Annotated in this window: 9 protein-coding genes and 1 tRNA gene; 5 read left to right on the forward strand and 5 right to left on the reverse strand. The window is 70.6% G+C overall.

The genetic code is table 11. From position 1 onward, the window contains the following. Positions 1 to 27: 27 nt before the first annotated feature. Positions 28 to 3585 (reverse strand): choice-of-anchor D domain-containing protein, encoded by a 3558-nt coding sequence (locus ACGFZS_RS22145; protein ID WP_393796599.1) that lies wholly within the window; start codon positions 3583 to 3585, stop codon positions 28 to 30. A 285-nt stretch (positions 3586 to 3870) separates the two neighbouring features. Between ACGFZS_RS22145 and ACGFZS_RS22150 the strand changes: the two genes are divergently transcribed. Both ACGFZS_RS22150 and ACGFZS_RS22155 read left to right on the forward strand, forming a co-directional pair. Next, entirely contained in the window at positions 3871 to 4704 is an 834-nt protein-coding gene (locus ACGFZS_RS22150) for a PIG-L family deacetylase (RefSeq protein WP_393796600.1), read from the forward strand. Between the two features lie 78 nt (positions 4705 to 4782). Further along, on the forward strand, positions 4783 to 5550 hold the full coding sequence (locus ACGFZS_RS22155; protein ID WP_393796997.1) for a class I SAM-dependent methyltransferase: 768 nt from the start codon (positions 4783 to 4785) through the stop codon (positions 5548 to 5550). Positions 5551 to 5618: 68 nt separating this feature from the next. Here ACGFZS_RS22155 and ACGFZS_RS22160 read toward each other — a convergent pair. Next, positions 5619 to 5703 (reverse strand) — tRNA-Leu (locus ACGFZS_RS22160). Positions 5704 to 5828: 125 nt separating this feature from the next. On the opposite strand from ACGFZS_RS22160, the gene ACGFZS_RS22165 reads away from it, so the two are divergent. Continuing rightward, complete coding sequence (locus tag ACGFZS_RS22165; protein WP_393796601.1) at positions 5829 to 6386, forward strand: hypothetical protein; 558 nt, start codon at positions 5829 to 5831, stop codon at positions 6384 to 6386. Here the strand turns inward: ACGFZS_RS22165 and ACGFZS_RS22170 are convergent. The 3 genes from ACGFZS_RS22170 to sucC are packed head-to-tail and all read right to left on the reverse strand — an operon-like array spanning position 6376 to position 9940. Further along, positions 6376 to 7911 carry an aldehyde dehydrogenase family protein gene (locus ACGFZS_RS22170; RefSeq protein ID WP_393796602.1) on the reverse strand — a complete coding sequence of 512 codons (1536 nt, stop codon included), beginning with the start codon at positions 7909 to 7911 and terminating at the stop codon, positions 6376 to 6378. The genes ACGFZS_RS22165 and ACGFZS_RS22170 overlap by 11 nt on opposite strands. A gap of 2 nt (positions 7912 to 7913) precedes the next feature. Continuing rightward, a complete protein-coding gene (gene sucD, locus ACGFZS_RS22175; RefSeq protein ID WP_362653294.1) occupies positions 7914 to 8798 on the reverse strand; it encodes a succinate--CoA ligase subunit alpha in 885 nt (294 codons plus the stop codon). 11 nt (positions 8799 to 8809) lie between these two features. Then, positions 8810 to 9940, reverse strand: coding sequence for an ADP-forming succinate--CoA ligase subunit beta (gene sucC / locus ACGFZS_RS22180; protein WP_393796603.1), 1131 nt, complete (start codon positions 9938 to 9940; stop codon positions 8810 to 8812). 144 nt (positions 9941 to 10084) lie between these two features. On the opposite strand from sucC, the gene ACGFZS_RS22185 reads away from it, so the two are divergent. Further along, positions 10085 to 11767: a thiamine pyrophosphate-binding protein gene (locus tag ACGFZS_RS22185; protein WP_393796604.1), complete on the forward strand. Its 1683-nt coding sequence runs from the start codon at positions 10085 to 10087 to the stop codon at positions 11765 to 11767. Between the two features lie 12 nt (positions 11768 to 11779). Beyond that, the gene (frc, locus tag ACGFZS_RS22190) at positions 11780 to 13012 is read left to right on the forward strand and encodes a formyl-CoA transferase (RefSeq protein WP_362590531.1); all 1233 of its coding nucleotides are present in this window, start codon (positions 11780 to 11782) and stop codon (positions 13010 to 13012) included. Positions 13013 to 13016 lie beyond the last annotated feature (4 nt).

Here is a 13016-nt window from a genome sequence, read left to right on the forward strand (position 1 = left end):
GCTCCAGGACGCGGCAGGCGTCAGTGCTCAGGCACCGAACACCTGGAACTCCGAGACCTGGCCGGCCGGCCAGCCGTTGTTCGCCGTGATGTTCACCCGGAGGTACCGCTGGGTGGTCGCGGTGAACGTGAGGGTGACCGTGTTGTTGGTGGTGGGGTCGAAGGTGTACGCGGCCGACGGCTTGACGGTGCTGAAGGAGGAGCCGTCGGTGCTGCCGGACAGGGACAGCGTCTGGCTGCGGGCGCCCCAGGTCGCGGGGAGCTGGAGGACGACACGGCTCACGCTCTGCGCGGAGCCGAGGTCGACCTGGACCCACTGCGGGAAGGCGTTGCCGGCGCTCTCCCAGTAGGTGCCCTGGTTGCCGTCCGTCACGTTGGACGACGGGTACACGTCGGTGTGGCTGGACTCGGTGGTGGCCGCGCCCGCCGCCAGGTTCCTGCTCACCGTGCCGGCGCCGGTGCCGCTCAGCGCGACCGTGGTCGTGCCGTTCGACGCGTTGCCGGCGATGCTCAGATCGCCGGTGCGGGTGCCGGAAGCGGTGGGGGTGAAGGTGACGGCGACCGTGCAGGAGGCCCCCGCCGCGATCGACGTCCCGCAGGTGTTGGTCTGCGCGAAGTCGCCGGTGACGGTGACACCGGAGACGGTCGCGGCCGCGGTCCCGGTGTTGGTCACCGTGACCGTCTGCGCACCGCTGGCGGTGTTGAGCGCCTGGGTGGGATACGACAGTGACGTCGGGTTCGCCGACAGGGTCGCCGGCGAGGAGCCCCCGCCGCTGGGGAACACCTCGAAGTCCGACAACTGGGCTGCGTTCCAGCCCGTGTTGGCGGTGATGTCGACCCGGACATAGCGCGCCGTGGTGGCGCTGAAGGTGATGGTCACGGTGTTGCCGTTGGCGTTCGGGTCGAAGGTGTAGCCGGCCGACGCCTTGATCGTGGAGAAGCTGGAGCCGTCCGTGGATCCCTGCACCGACAGTGTCTGGGTGCGGGCCGACCACGCCGTCGCCGGCGGGAGCTTGAGCACCACCTTGCCGACGCCGTAGTTCTGGCCGAGGTCGACCTGGGCCCACTGCGGGAACGAACCGTTCGTGCCCTCCCAGTAGGTGGCGGCGTCCGGGTCGGTGAGGTTCGAGGCGACGTACGGGCCGGTGCTGGAACTCGCCGTGGCCGGCCGTCCGGCGGCGATGTTCGTGGTGCTGTCGATGCCGCTGCCGGCCAGGGTGACGACGGTCGGGCTGTTGTTGGCGTTGCTGGTGACGGTCAGGTTGCCGGTGCGCGAGCCGCCCGTGGTGGGCCTGAACCCGACGGTCACCGTGCAGGAGGCGCCGACCGCGAGGGTGGCGCAGTTGTTGGTCTGGCTGAAGTCACCGGTCGCCGAGACGCCCGAGACGGTCGCCGCCGTGGTGCCGGAGTTCGTCACCTTGACCGTCTGCGCGGTGGCCGAGGAGCCGACCACCGTGGCGGCGAAGGACAGGCTCGCCGGGTCGGTGTTCAGCACCGGTCCGGGCGCGGTGCCGGTGCCGGAGAGGGCGACGGTGTCGGTGATCCCGCCCGCGGTGACGGTCAGGGTGCCGCTCCGGCTGCCGGTCGCCGTCGGCGCGAACTTCACGCTGACGGTGCACGAGCCGTTCGCCGGTATCGACGAGCCGCAGGTGTTGGTCTGGGAGTAGTCGCCGCTGGTGGAGACCGAGGAGACGGACGCGGCGCTGCCGGTCGGGTTGGAGACGGTCACGGTCTGCGCGTCGCTGGTCGAACCGGTCGGTACCGAACCGAAGTTGAGGGCGCCGGGAGTGGCCGTCACCCCTTCGGAGGGGTAGGGCGGGTAGACCGGGGCCGGCCACCCTCCGCAGTACGGGGTGCCGCCGATACCGGAGTTGCCGCCGCCGTCGGTCACCGTGAAGCTCCCGGCCGAGCAGCTGTACACCGGCGAGGAGTAACCGACGCCGGTGGCCGTGACGTTGGTGAACTTCGCGGCGCCGCCGGTCTGTTCCTGCAGGGCGAAGGTGCCGGTGCCGGCGATGGTCACGTCGGTGAGGCTGACGCCGCTGATGGTGCCCTCGACCCACTGGACGGCCTCGTACGGACTCTGCTGGATCAGCGTGTTGCTCACGTTGACCGGGCCGGTGATCGCGCCCTGGCTGCCGTCGAACCACAACGCGCCCACGCCGAACTGCCAGTTCGGGTCGAGGCTGCCGTCGCGGACCAGGGTGTTGCCGGAGATGGTGGTGGTGCCGACCGGCGTCGACGAGAAGCGCTGCCCCACGTGGATGCCGCCGCCCTGGGTGATGCCGGAGTCCACCACGCGGTTGCCGCTGACGGTGTTGTCGTGGCCGCCGTAGATCGCGATGCCGTTGGCGAGGATCTGCAGGGAGACCGTGTTGTCGGAGATCGTGTCGTTGGCGTCGGCGCCGATACCGGAGTCCGCCCAGGTGGCGATTCCGTCGTCGCCGGTGTTGCGGATGTCGCTGTCGGTCACCTTGGAGTTGGTGACGGCGCCGTGGAAGTTGATGCCGTCCGCGGTGGTGTCCCGGATGCGCACACCGCTGAACGTCAGCCCGTCCATCGGCCCGTCCATCCAGGCGCCGACCTTCATGTGGTCGATCCAGACACTGGAGACGGTCGAGTTGCTCATCGCGCCGCCGATGCCGTTGACCTGGGCGCTGTCGTCGCGCTCCCGCACATCGCCGAAGATCGCGAAGTTCCGCAGGTGCACGCCCGTGCTCGCGGAGGGCGCGGAGTTGCCGTAGAAGCCGGGGGCCGTGCCGGTGACGGTCGAGTACCACATGCCGGCGCCGGCGATCGTGACGTTGTTGACGCTGATGTGGCCGGGGATGTTGTAGGTGCCCGGCGGGATCCACACGGTGCCGCCGGGGCCCGCCGCGCTGATCGCGGCGTTGAACGCGCCGGTCGCGTCGGTGGCGCCGGTCGCGTCGGCGCCCTTGCCGGTCACCGACACCGCGCCCGCCGGGGCCGTCAGGGCGGCGCCGACCTGCTCGAAGTCGGCGAAGTCGATCGTGTAGGAGGAGGCGTTGTCGCCGGAGTCGACCTGCAGCTTGAAGGTGGTGCCCGCCGGATAGGTGGTGGCGAACAGGCGGTGGGCCTCGTCGTAGAAGTGGTGCGGGTTGCTGCCAGGGGTGTTGGTGAACGGGTAGCTGCCGTAGTACCAGCTGTAGGCGTTGGTCAGGGTGAAGTCGGGCTGCTTGACGCCGTTGATGTAGAGGGACAGCGCGGCGGTGTAGGCCGAGCCGCCCGAGGTGTCGGGGATGCTGTACCGGAAGTTGATCGAGTTGGTCGCCACCGGCGTGGTGAACGTGACGTACTGGCCGGTGCCCTGCAGCGTCGTCGCCTTGCGGTACGAGGCCTCGTCGGCCAGCTGGCCCTGGGTGTAACTCGGGCCGATGGTGGTGCCGTTGGTGGCGGAGTTCTCCGCCTGCACCTCGACGTACGGCAGGCTCGCGCCGCTGCCGCCGGTGGCGGCCGCCGCCACCGCGGGTGCGACGGCCAGCGTGAAGACGCCGACCACGGCCAGCATCGCGCTGCTGACCGCCCAGACCAGGGTTCGTCTCAGATCTCGGATGGAGGGGAGCACTTACCACTCCTTTCGCGAAAAATGCCGGAAACATCCCACTGACGCCACCAGGGAGGGGCGGGAGGCGGGAGTGAAGACGCGAAGGGACCGTAATATCCTCGATCAGAGCACGCAAGACCTGAACGACACATTGCAATTTATTGATTGCTCGGCCCCGTGAGGGTGTTCCTCTGTACGACGGGAACAGCCCGTCCGCCCGGCGCTGTTGCACCGGCCGGGGGAGCCCGTCCCGGACTCGGCCCCCGGCCCTGGGACCCAGGCCGTTGTACACAGGAGGACTCTTTGATGAATGACCGCCCCTTGACGCTCATGGCGGTACACGCCCACCCCGACGACGAGGCCACCGGGACGGGCGGTGTCCTCGCACGGTATGCGGCGGAGGGCATCCGCACGGTCCTCGTGACCTGTACCGACGGCGGTTGCGGTGACGGACCCGGGGGCGTGAAGCCGGGCGACCCCGGGCACGATCCGGCGGCCGTCGCCTCCATGCGGCGCCAGGAACTGGAGGCCAGCTGCGAAGTCCTCAAGATCAGCCATCTGGAGACGCTGGACTACGCGGATTCCGGAATGATGGGCTGGCCGGCCAACGACGCTCCCGGATCCTTCTGGCGGACCCCCGTGGCGGAGGGCGCCGCCCGGCTCGCGGAACTCCTGCGGCGCTACCGCCCCGATGTGGTCGTCACCTATGACGAGAACGGCTTCTACGGCCACCCCGACCACATCCAGGCCAACCGCATCACGATGGCGGCGCTGGAGATGACCGAGCCGACACCCAAGGTCTACTGGACGACGGCACCCCGCTCGATGATGCAGCGGTTCGGGGAGACCATGCGCGAGTTCGGTGCGGACGTACCGGAGCCGGACCCCGAGGAGGCCGCCGCGCTGGCGGAGATCGGGCTTCCCGACGAGGAGATCAGCACCTGGGTGGACACCACCGCGTTCGGCGGCCAGAAGTTCGACGCGCTGGCCGCGCACGCCAGCCAGGGCGAGAACATCTTCTTCCTCAAGATGGGCCGGGAGAGGTTCACCGAGCTGATGGGTGTCGAGACCTTCGTCCGGGTCCGGGACACCACCGGCGCGGCCGTGCCCGAGAACGACCTCTTCGCCGGACTGCGCTGATCCGCCCGCCGGACCCCGCGCGGGGCTAGTGTCTGTCGGGTGACCGCAGACGATGCGAACCGGCGGTGGACACGGTCCATGCCCGAGGCCTACGACCGTCACCTGGTGCCGGTCTTCTTCCGTCCCTTCGCCGCCGATCTGGCGGCCAGGGCGGCAGCGCTGCGGCCCCGGACGGTCCTCGAACTCGCCGCCGGGACCGGGGCGCTGACCTCGGCCCTGCTCGACGCGGTGCCCACGGCCTCGGTGACGGCGACCGATCTCAACGAAGCGATGGTCATCGCCGGATCGGCACGGGAGCCACGCGCGGCCTGGCGGCAGGCCGACGCCCAGGAGCTGCCGTTCGAGGACGGCGGCTTCGACCTCGTCCTGTGCCAGTTCGGGGTGATGTTCTTCCCCGACAGACCCGCCGCCTACGCCGAGGTGCGCAGGGTCCTGGCCCCGCGGGGGCGGTTCCTGTTCAACAGCTGGGGCCCGCTGGCCACGCACGGTTTCGGGGCCGCCTTCCAGGCCGCCCTGGAGGGGTCCATGCCCGACGGAGCGCCCACGTTCCTGCCGGACGTGCCCCACGGCTACGCCGATCCGGCCGTGGTCGCCGCAGACCTGGCGGCCGCCGGGCTGGCCCTCGCCACCGCCGAGGAGGTCACCCTCGAAGGCGTCGCGGAGTCGGCCGCCTCCGTCGCCACCGGATTCCTCACCGGCACACCGGTCAGCGCCGCCGTCCAGGCCAGCGAAGACGCCCAGGCCCTCTCGCTCTCCGTCACCCGGAAAATGACGGACCACCTCGGCACCGGCCCCGTCACCGCACCGATGACCGCGACTGTCTACACGGCCCACCACCAGGGCTGACCCCGGCCGCACAACACCTCATGCGGGCCGAGGCTCAGCTCGACCCGCATGAGGAGTGTGATGATCTGTGTCCGAGGGGGGACTTGAACCCCCACGCCCGATAAAGGGCACTAGCACCTCAAGCTAGCGCGTCTGCCATTCCGCCACCCGGACCAGGTGTCTGCCGCCTGACCGGGGGTGTTCCCCGCGGCGACATGGACAACAATACCAAGCTTTCGGAGCGCCCTTCACCTGCGTTTCCGTCGGTGTATCCGCAGGTCGGCGAGGTGTCACCACCCGTGACCCGGCCGTTACCGGACGGGCGGCAGCGCGCGCAGGGCACGGACGGCAGGGCGCAGACGAGGGTCGCGGCCGTCTCCTCGGCCCGCGCCATCCGCTCACGCCCGGTCTCCGTCAGCTCGACGATGTTGCGCCGCCAGCCCTGCGAGCTGCGCCGGCGGACGACCAGTCCGCGCCGTTCCAGACCGTCGAGCAGGGCGACGCTCATGCTGATCGGCGGCTGTGGTCCCCGGCTGCTGCGGCTGGCCGCCGAGCACGCCGACGTCTGGAACGTGCCCGGGCCGCCGCACAACAGTGTGGGGTTCGTCGCCGGGCGGGCCAGGGTGCTGGACGCGCACTGCGCCGGACTGGGCCGGGAGCTGGCGGAGATCGTCCGCTCGGTCCAGGTCCTGGTGTCGTACGACGGCCCGGCGGCGACCCGGGCCACGGTCCTCGGCCTGGTTCGCGCGGGCATGAACCACGTCGTGCTGAGCCTGCCGCGCCCCTATCCGCAGGGCGTGGTGCGCAGGCTCGCCGAGGAGGTCGTCGCGCCTGTGCTCACCGCCGTCATGGCATGAGCTGGTACTCCGGGAAGTTCCCCGGCAGCCGTTCCCCCGCCGGCCCGTTGGTCACCGCCCGTACGAGTAGTTCCCCGCCGACGAAGGCGCCCCGCCAGGACGCGCCGAAGCCGCCGAAGAGCTCGTCGCGGTCGCCGCGGGAGCGTGGTTTGCCGTGGCCGACCTTGAAGGCGCGGATCTGCGGGGCGAGGCGCGCGAAGGTGGCCTCGTCGTCGGTGGAGAGGGTGGCGACCAGCGCGCCGTTGGAGGCGTTCATGGCGGCCAGCAGTTCGGCCTCGGTGTCGACCAGGACGATCGTGTCGACCGGGCCGAAGGGTTCCGCGTGGTGGAGCGGGGAGGAGGGGGGCGGGTTGAGGAGGGTGACCGGGTGGACGTACGACGATGTGTCCTGGCCGGGCAGGAAGCGCGCGTCGGCCACGCTGCCGCGGTGCAGCGGGACGGCACCGCGGTCGACGGCCTCGGCCACCTGGTCGGTCAGGTCCTTGGCCTTGGCCGCGTTGATGACGGGCCCGAAGTCCAGTTCGGGCAGCGGGTCGGCGGGGTCGGCGACCGCCAGGGGGTGGCCGACCCGCAGTCCGCGCACCGCCGGGAGGTAGGCCGTGAGGAACTCGTCGAACAGCTCGCGCTGGACGACGAAGCGCGGGTAGGCGGTGCAGCGCTGTTTGCCGTAGTCGAAGAGCTTGGGGACGACGGCGGTGAACGCCTCCCAGTCGGTGAAGTTCCAGATGCCCCAGGTGTTGAGTCCCTCCTGTTCGAGGACGTGCCGTTTGCCGAGGTCGGCGACGGCGGTGGCCACCGCGGCCCCCGTGTCCCGGCCGCCGACGAAGGAGACGCAGCCGATCTCGGGCGCCCGCACCAGCGCCTCCGACAGCTCGCCCCCGCTGCCGCTGAGCAGCGTCACGGGCAGGCCCTCCCGGGCGGCCAGCGCGCAGGCCAGGGTGAGGCAGGCGACCCCGCCGTCGGTCGGGGTCTTCGCCACCACCGCGTTGCCCGCGAGAGCCTGGACCAGTACCGCGTGAACGAGCACGCTCATCGGGTAGTTCCAGCTGGCGATGTTGGACACGGGCCCGTCCAGCGGGGCCCGCCCGGCGAGCATCGGCCCGATGCCGTCGACGTACCAGCGGACCCCGTCGATCGCCCGGTCCACGTCCGCCTGGGCGAGCCGCCAGGGCTTGCCGATCTCCCAGACGAGGAGGAGGGCGAGGAGTTCGCGGTGTTCGGTCAGGGCGTCGAGGGTGGCGGCCACTCGGGCCCGGCGCTCTTCCAGCGAGACGTACCGCCAGGCGCGGTGCTGGTCGAGGCAGGCGCGGACGGCCCGGCGCGCGGTGTCCCGGTCCAGGCGTGGGGCGCCGGCGATCGGGCTGCCGTCGACGGGGCTGCTCGCGGGCAGCGGACGGCCGTCGGGCCGCCAGGTGCCCGCCCAGAGGTTGAGGACCCGGTCGTCCCGGAAGGCCTCGGGGGCGCGGTCGAGACAGCGCGCCCAGGCGTCGTCCCAGCCGGTGCCGGGCTTGCGGACGAGGTCCATGGTCAGCCCCCCGTCTCGAGGAGTTCGAGGACCAGCCGGGCGGTCTCGGTCGGTGTGCTCCCCACCCGCACCCCGACCGCCTCCAGCGCCTCCTGCTTGGCCCGGGCGGTGCCGGCCGAGCCGGAGACGATGGCGCCCGCGTGGCCCATGGTGCGGCCCTCGGGCGCGGTGAACCCGGCGATGTAGCCGACGACCGGCTTGGTGACGTGGTCCCGGATGTAGGCGGCGGCCCGTTCCTCCGCGTCGCCGCCGATCTCCCCGATGAGGACGACGAGTTCGGTGTCGGGGTCTTCCTGGAAGGCGGCCAGGCAGTCGATGTGGCTCGTCCCGACGACCGGGTCGCCGCCGATGCCCACGCAGGTGGAGAAGCCGATGTCCCGCAGCTCGTACATGAGTTGGTAGGTCAGCGTGCCGGACTTGGAGACGAGTCCGATGCGGCCGGGTTTGGTGATGTCGGCCGGGATGATGCCCGCGTTGGCCTGGCCGGGGGTGATCAGGCCGGGGCAGTTGGGTCCGATGATCCGGGTGCCGTTGCGCCGGGCGTACGCGGTGAAGGCCACCGAGTCGTGGACCGGGATGCCCTCGGTGATCACGACCGCGAGGCCGATCCCGGCGTCGGCGGCCTCCAGCACCGCCGCCTTGGCGAAGGCGGGCGGCACGAAGACGACGGTGACGTCGGCGCCGGTCGCGGCCATGCCCTCGGCGACGGTGCCGTAGACCGGGACGGCACGGTCGTCGAAGTCGACGCTCTGCCCGGCCTTGCGCGGGTTGACCCCGCCGACGACGTCGGTCCCGGCGGCCAGCATCCGCCGGGTGTGCTTCATGCCCTCGCCGCCGGTCATGCCCTGGACGAGGACCTTGCTCTCCTGGGTGAGATAGATCGCCATGTCCCGGCTCCTCAGGCGGTGTGGGCGAGTTCGGCGGCGCGGCGGGCGGCGCCGTCCATGGTGGTGGCCTGTTCGACCAGGGGATGCGCGCGGTCGTCGAGGATCGCCCGGCCGCGGGCCGCGTTGTTGCCGTCGAGGCGGACCACCAGTGGCTTGGTCAAGCGGACGCTCTCCAGGGCCTGGACGATGCCGTCGGCGACCGCGTCGCAGGCGGTGATCCCGCCGAAGACGTTGACGAAGACCGACTTCACGGACGGGTCGGAGAGGATCACCGACAGCCCGTCGGCCATGATCCGGGCGGAGGCTCCGCCGCCGATGTCCAGGAAGTTGGCGGGCCGTGCGCCGCAGCCGGCGACCACGTCCAGGGTGGACATGACCAGGCCCGCGCCGTTGCCGATGATGCCGACCTCGCCGTCGAGTTTGACGTAGTTGAGTCCCTTCGCTGCGGCCGCCGCCTCCAGCGGGTCGTGGTGCTCGCCCTCCTCCGCGCCCCAACGTGACTGCCGGAAGCGGGCGTTGTCGTCAAGGGTGACCTTGCCGTCGAGGGCCAGGATCCGGCCCTCTTCGGTGCGCACGAGCGGGTTCACCTCAACGAGCACGGCGTCCTCGCGGACCAGCACCTGCCAGAGCCGTACGAGGACGTCGACGGTCTGCGGCGGCAGTCCGGCGGCTGTGGCGATCTCCTGGGCCTTGGCGGAGGTCACGCCGACCGCGGGGTCGACGTGGACCCGGGCCACCGCCTCCGGCCGGGTCGCGGCCACCTCCTCGATCTCCATGCCGCCCTCCGCGGAGGCGATGGCGAGGAAGCCGCCGGCCGCCCGGTCGAGGACGTACGAGACGTAGAACTCGCTCTCGATCGCGACGGGTTGGGCCAGCATCACCTTGCCGACCGTGTGCCCCTTGATGTCCATGCCGAGAATCTGACGTGCCGTGAGTTCCGCCGCGGCCGGGTCGGCGGCGAGCTTCACCCCGCCCGCCTTTCCCCGGCCACCGGTCTTGACCTGCGCCTTCACGACGACCCTGCCGCCGAGTCGGCGGGCGATCTCGCGGGCTTCCTTGGGCGAGTCGGTGACCTCGGCCCTCGGCACCACGATGCCGTGATCTTCGAAGAGTTCCCTTGCCTGGTGCTCGTACAGGTCCATTTCGGCTCCTGTCTCGAAAGTGCCGCACGCCCCCTGGACACCACCCACCGGATGCGGGATAACAAGGTTCATACAGTATTCGTCGACTGTATGCAATGTACCGCGAGAGCGTTCCAACCCCCTACGAAGGGACAGGACTTCGCCATGCCCGACGACACCCAGGACGTGATTTCCGGTGGTCATCTCGTTGCCAAGGCGCTGAAGGCCGAGGGGGTCGACCGCATCTACACCCTGTGCGGCGGCCACATCATCGACATCTACGACGGCTGCGTCGACGAGGGCATAGAAGTCGTCGACGTCCGCCACGAGCAGGTGGCCGCCCACGCCGCCGACGGCTACGCGCGCATCACCGGCAGGCCGGGCTGTGCGGTCGTCACCGCCGGGCCGGGTACGACCGACGCGGTCACCGGAGTCGCCAACGCCTTCCGCGCGGAGTCCCCGATGCTGCTGATCGGCGGCCAAGGGGCGCTCAGCCAGCACAAGATGGGGTCCCTGCAGGACCTGCCGCACGTCGACATGATGACGCCGATCACCAAGTTCGCCGCCGCCGTCCCGGACACCGCGCGCGCCGCCGACATGGTCTCCATGGCGTTCCGCGAGTGCTACCACGGCGCGCCAGGACCTTCCTTCCTGGAGATACCCCGCGACGTCCTCGACGCCAAGGTCCCGGCCGCGAAGGCCCGCATCCCCAAGGCGGGCGCCTACCGTGCCGCCACCCGCTCGGCCGGCGACCCCGAGGCGATCGAGAAGCTCGCCGACCTGCTCGTGCACGCCGAGAAGCCGGCCATCCTGCTCGGCAGCCAGGTCTGGACGACCCGGGGCACCGCGGACGCCATCGAGTTGGTCCGCACCCTCAACATTCCGGCGTACATGAACGGCGCGGGACGCGGCACCCTGCCGCCCGGCGACCCGCACCACTTCCAGCTCTCCCGCCGGTACGCCTTCTCCAACGCCGACGTCATCGTGATCGTCGGCACCCCCTTCGACTTCCGCATGGGCTACGGCAAGCGGCTCTCCCCGGAAGCGACCGTCGTGCAGATCGACCTCGACTACCGCACGGTCGGCAAGAACCGGGACATCGACCTCGGGATCGTCGGGGACGCGGGCCTGGTCCTGAAGTCCGTGACGGAGGCCGCCTCGGGCCGGGTGAACGGCGGGGCCTCCCGGCGCAAGGAGTGGCTGGACGAGCTGCGCGCCGCCGAACAGACCGCGCTGGAGAAGCGGTTGCCGAGCCTGCGGTCGGACGCCTCCCCCATCCACCCGTACCGCCTGGTCAGCGAGATCAACGACTTCCTCACCGAGGACTCCATCTACATCGGCGACGGCGGCGACATCGTCACCTTCTCCGGGCAGGTCGTGCAGCCGAAATCGCCGGGGCACTGGATGGACCCCGGTCCGCTCGGCACCCTCGGCGTCGGTGTCCCCTTCGTGCTCGCCGCCAAGCAGGCCCGCCCCGACAAGGAGGTGGTCGCCCTCTTCGGGGACGGCGCCTTCTCGCTCACCGGCTGGGACTTCGAGACCCTGGTCCGCTACGACCTCCCGTTCGTCGGGATCGTCGGCAACAACTCCTCGATGAACCAGATCCGTTACGGCCAGGCCGCCAAGTACGGCAAGGAGCGCGAGCGGGTCGGCAACACCCTCGGGGACGTCCACTACGACAAGTTCGCCCAGATGCTGGGCGGTTACGGCGAGGAGGTCCGCGACCCCGCCGACATCGGCCCCGCGCTGCGCCGGGCCCGGGAGTCGGGCAAGCCGTCGCTGATCAACGTCTGGGTCGACCCGGACGCGTACGCCCCCGGAACCATGAACCAGACCATGTACAAGTGAGGTGGAACGCCCATGACCACCAAGGCACTTGAGGGCATTCGCGTCCTCGACATGACCCATGTCCAGTCCGGCCCCTCCGCCACCCAGCTGCTCGCCTGGCTCGGCGCGGACGTGGTCAAGCTGGAGGCGCCGTCCGGTGACATCACGCGCAAGCAGCTGCGCGACCTCCCGGACGTCGACTCCCTCTACTTCACGATGCTCAACTGCAACAAGCGGAGCATCACCCTCAACACCAAGACCGAGCGCGGCAAGGAGCTCCTGACCGAGCTGATCCGGCGCTCGGACGTGATGGTGGAGAACTTCGGTCCCGGCGCGGTCGACCGGATGGGGTTCACCTGGGACCGCATCAAGGAGATCAACCCCCGGATCGTCTACGCCTCCATCAAGGGGTTCGGGGACGGCCCGTACACCAACTTCAAGGCGTACGAGGTCGTCGCCCAGGCGATGGGCGGGTCGATGTCGACCACCGGCTTCGAGGACGGCCCGCCGCTGGCCACGGGCGCACAGATCGGCGACTCGGGCACCGGAGTGCATACAGTAGCCGGAATACTGGCGGCACTCTTCCAGCGCGAGCACACCGGGCGCGGCCAGCGCGTCAACGTCGCCATGCAGCACGCCGTGCTCAACCTCTGCCGGGTGAAGCTCCGCGACCAGCAGCGGCTCGCCCACGGCCGGCTCGCCGAGTACCCGAACGAGGACTTCGGCGACGAGGTGCCCCGCTCCGGCAACGCCTCCGGCGGCGGCCAGCCCGGCTGGGCGGTCCAGTGCGCGCCGGGCGGCCCGAACGACTACGTGTACGTGATCGTGCAGCCCGTCGGGTGGCAGCCGATCACGCAGCTGATCGGCCGGCCCGAGCTGGCGGACGACCCCGAGTGGGCGACCCCGGAGTCCCGCCTCCCCAAGCTCGGCAAGATGTTCCAGCTGATCGAGGAGTGGTCCTCGACGCTCCCCAAGTGGGAGGTGCTGGAGCAGCTCAACGCCCACAACATCCCGTGCGGGCCGATCCTCTCCACCAAGGAGATCATCGAGGACGAGTCGCTGGTCGCCAACGAGATGGTGGTGACCGTCCCGCACCCCGAGCGCGGCGAGTTCGTCACCGTCGGCAGCCCGCTCAAGCTCTCCGACTCCCCGGTCGACGTCACCAGTTCGCCCCTGCTCGGCGAGCACAACGAAGCCGTCTACATCGGCGAACTCGGTCTCGGCGACGAAGAGTTGCGCCTGCTCAAGTCGAACGGAGTGATCTGACGTG

The organism is Streptomyces sp. NPDC048288 (assembly GCF_043201555.1).
Taxonomy (GTDB): Bacteria; Actinomycetota; Actinomycetes; order Streptomycetales; family Streptomycetaceae; genus Streptomyces.

Excerpts from the sequence above, each read along its gene's own strand:
- ACGFZS_RS22150 (WP_393796600.1), top strand. The coding sequence starts at position 3,871 with ATGAATGACCGCCCCTTGACGCTCATGGCGGTACACGCCCACCCCGAC.
- ACGFZS_RS22155 (WP_393796997.1), top strand. The coding sequence starts at position 4,783 with ATGCCCGAGGCCTACGACCGTCACCTGGTGCCGGTCTTCTTCCGTCCC.
- ACGFZS_RS22170 (WP_393796602.1), bottom strand. The coding sequence starts at position 7,911 with ATGGACCTCGTCCGCAAGCCCGGCACCGGCTGGGACGACGCCTGGGCG.
- sucD (WP_362653294.1), bottom strand. The coding sequence starts at position 8,798 with ATGGCGATCTATCTCACCCAGGAGAGCAAGGTCCTCGTCCAGGGCATG.
- sucC (WP_393796603.1), bottom strand. The coding sequence starts at position 9,940 with ATGGACCTGTACGAGCACCAGGCAAGGGAACTCTTCGAAGATCACGGC.
- ACGFZS_RS22185 (WP_393796604.1), top strand. The coding sequence starts at position 10,085 with ATGCCCGACGACACCCAGGACGTGATTTCCGGTGGTCATCTCGTTGCC.
- frc (WP_362590531.1), top strand. The coding sequence starts at position 11,780 with ATGACCACCAAGGCACTTGAGGGCATTCGCGTCCTCGACATGACCCAT.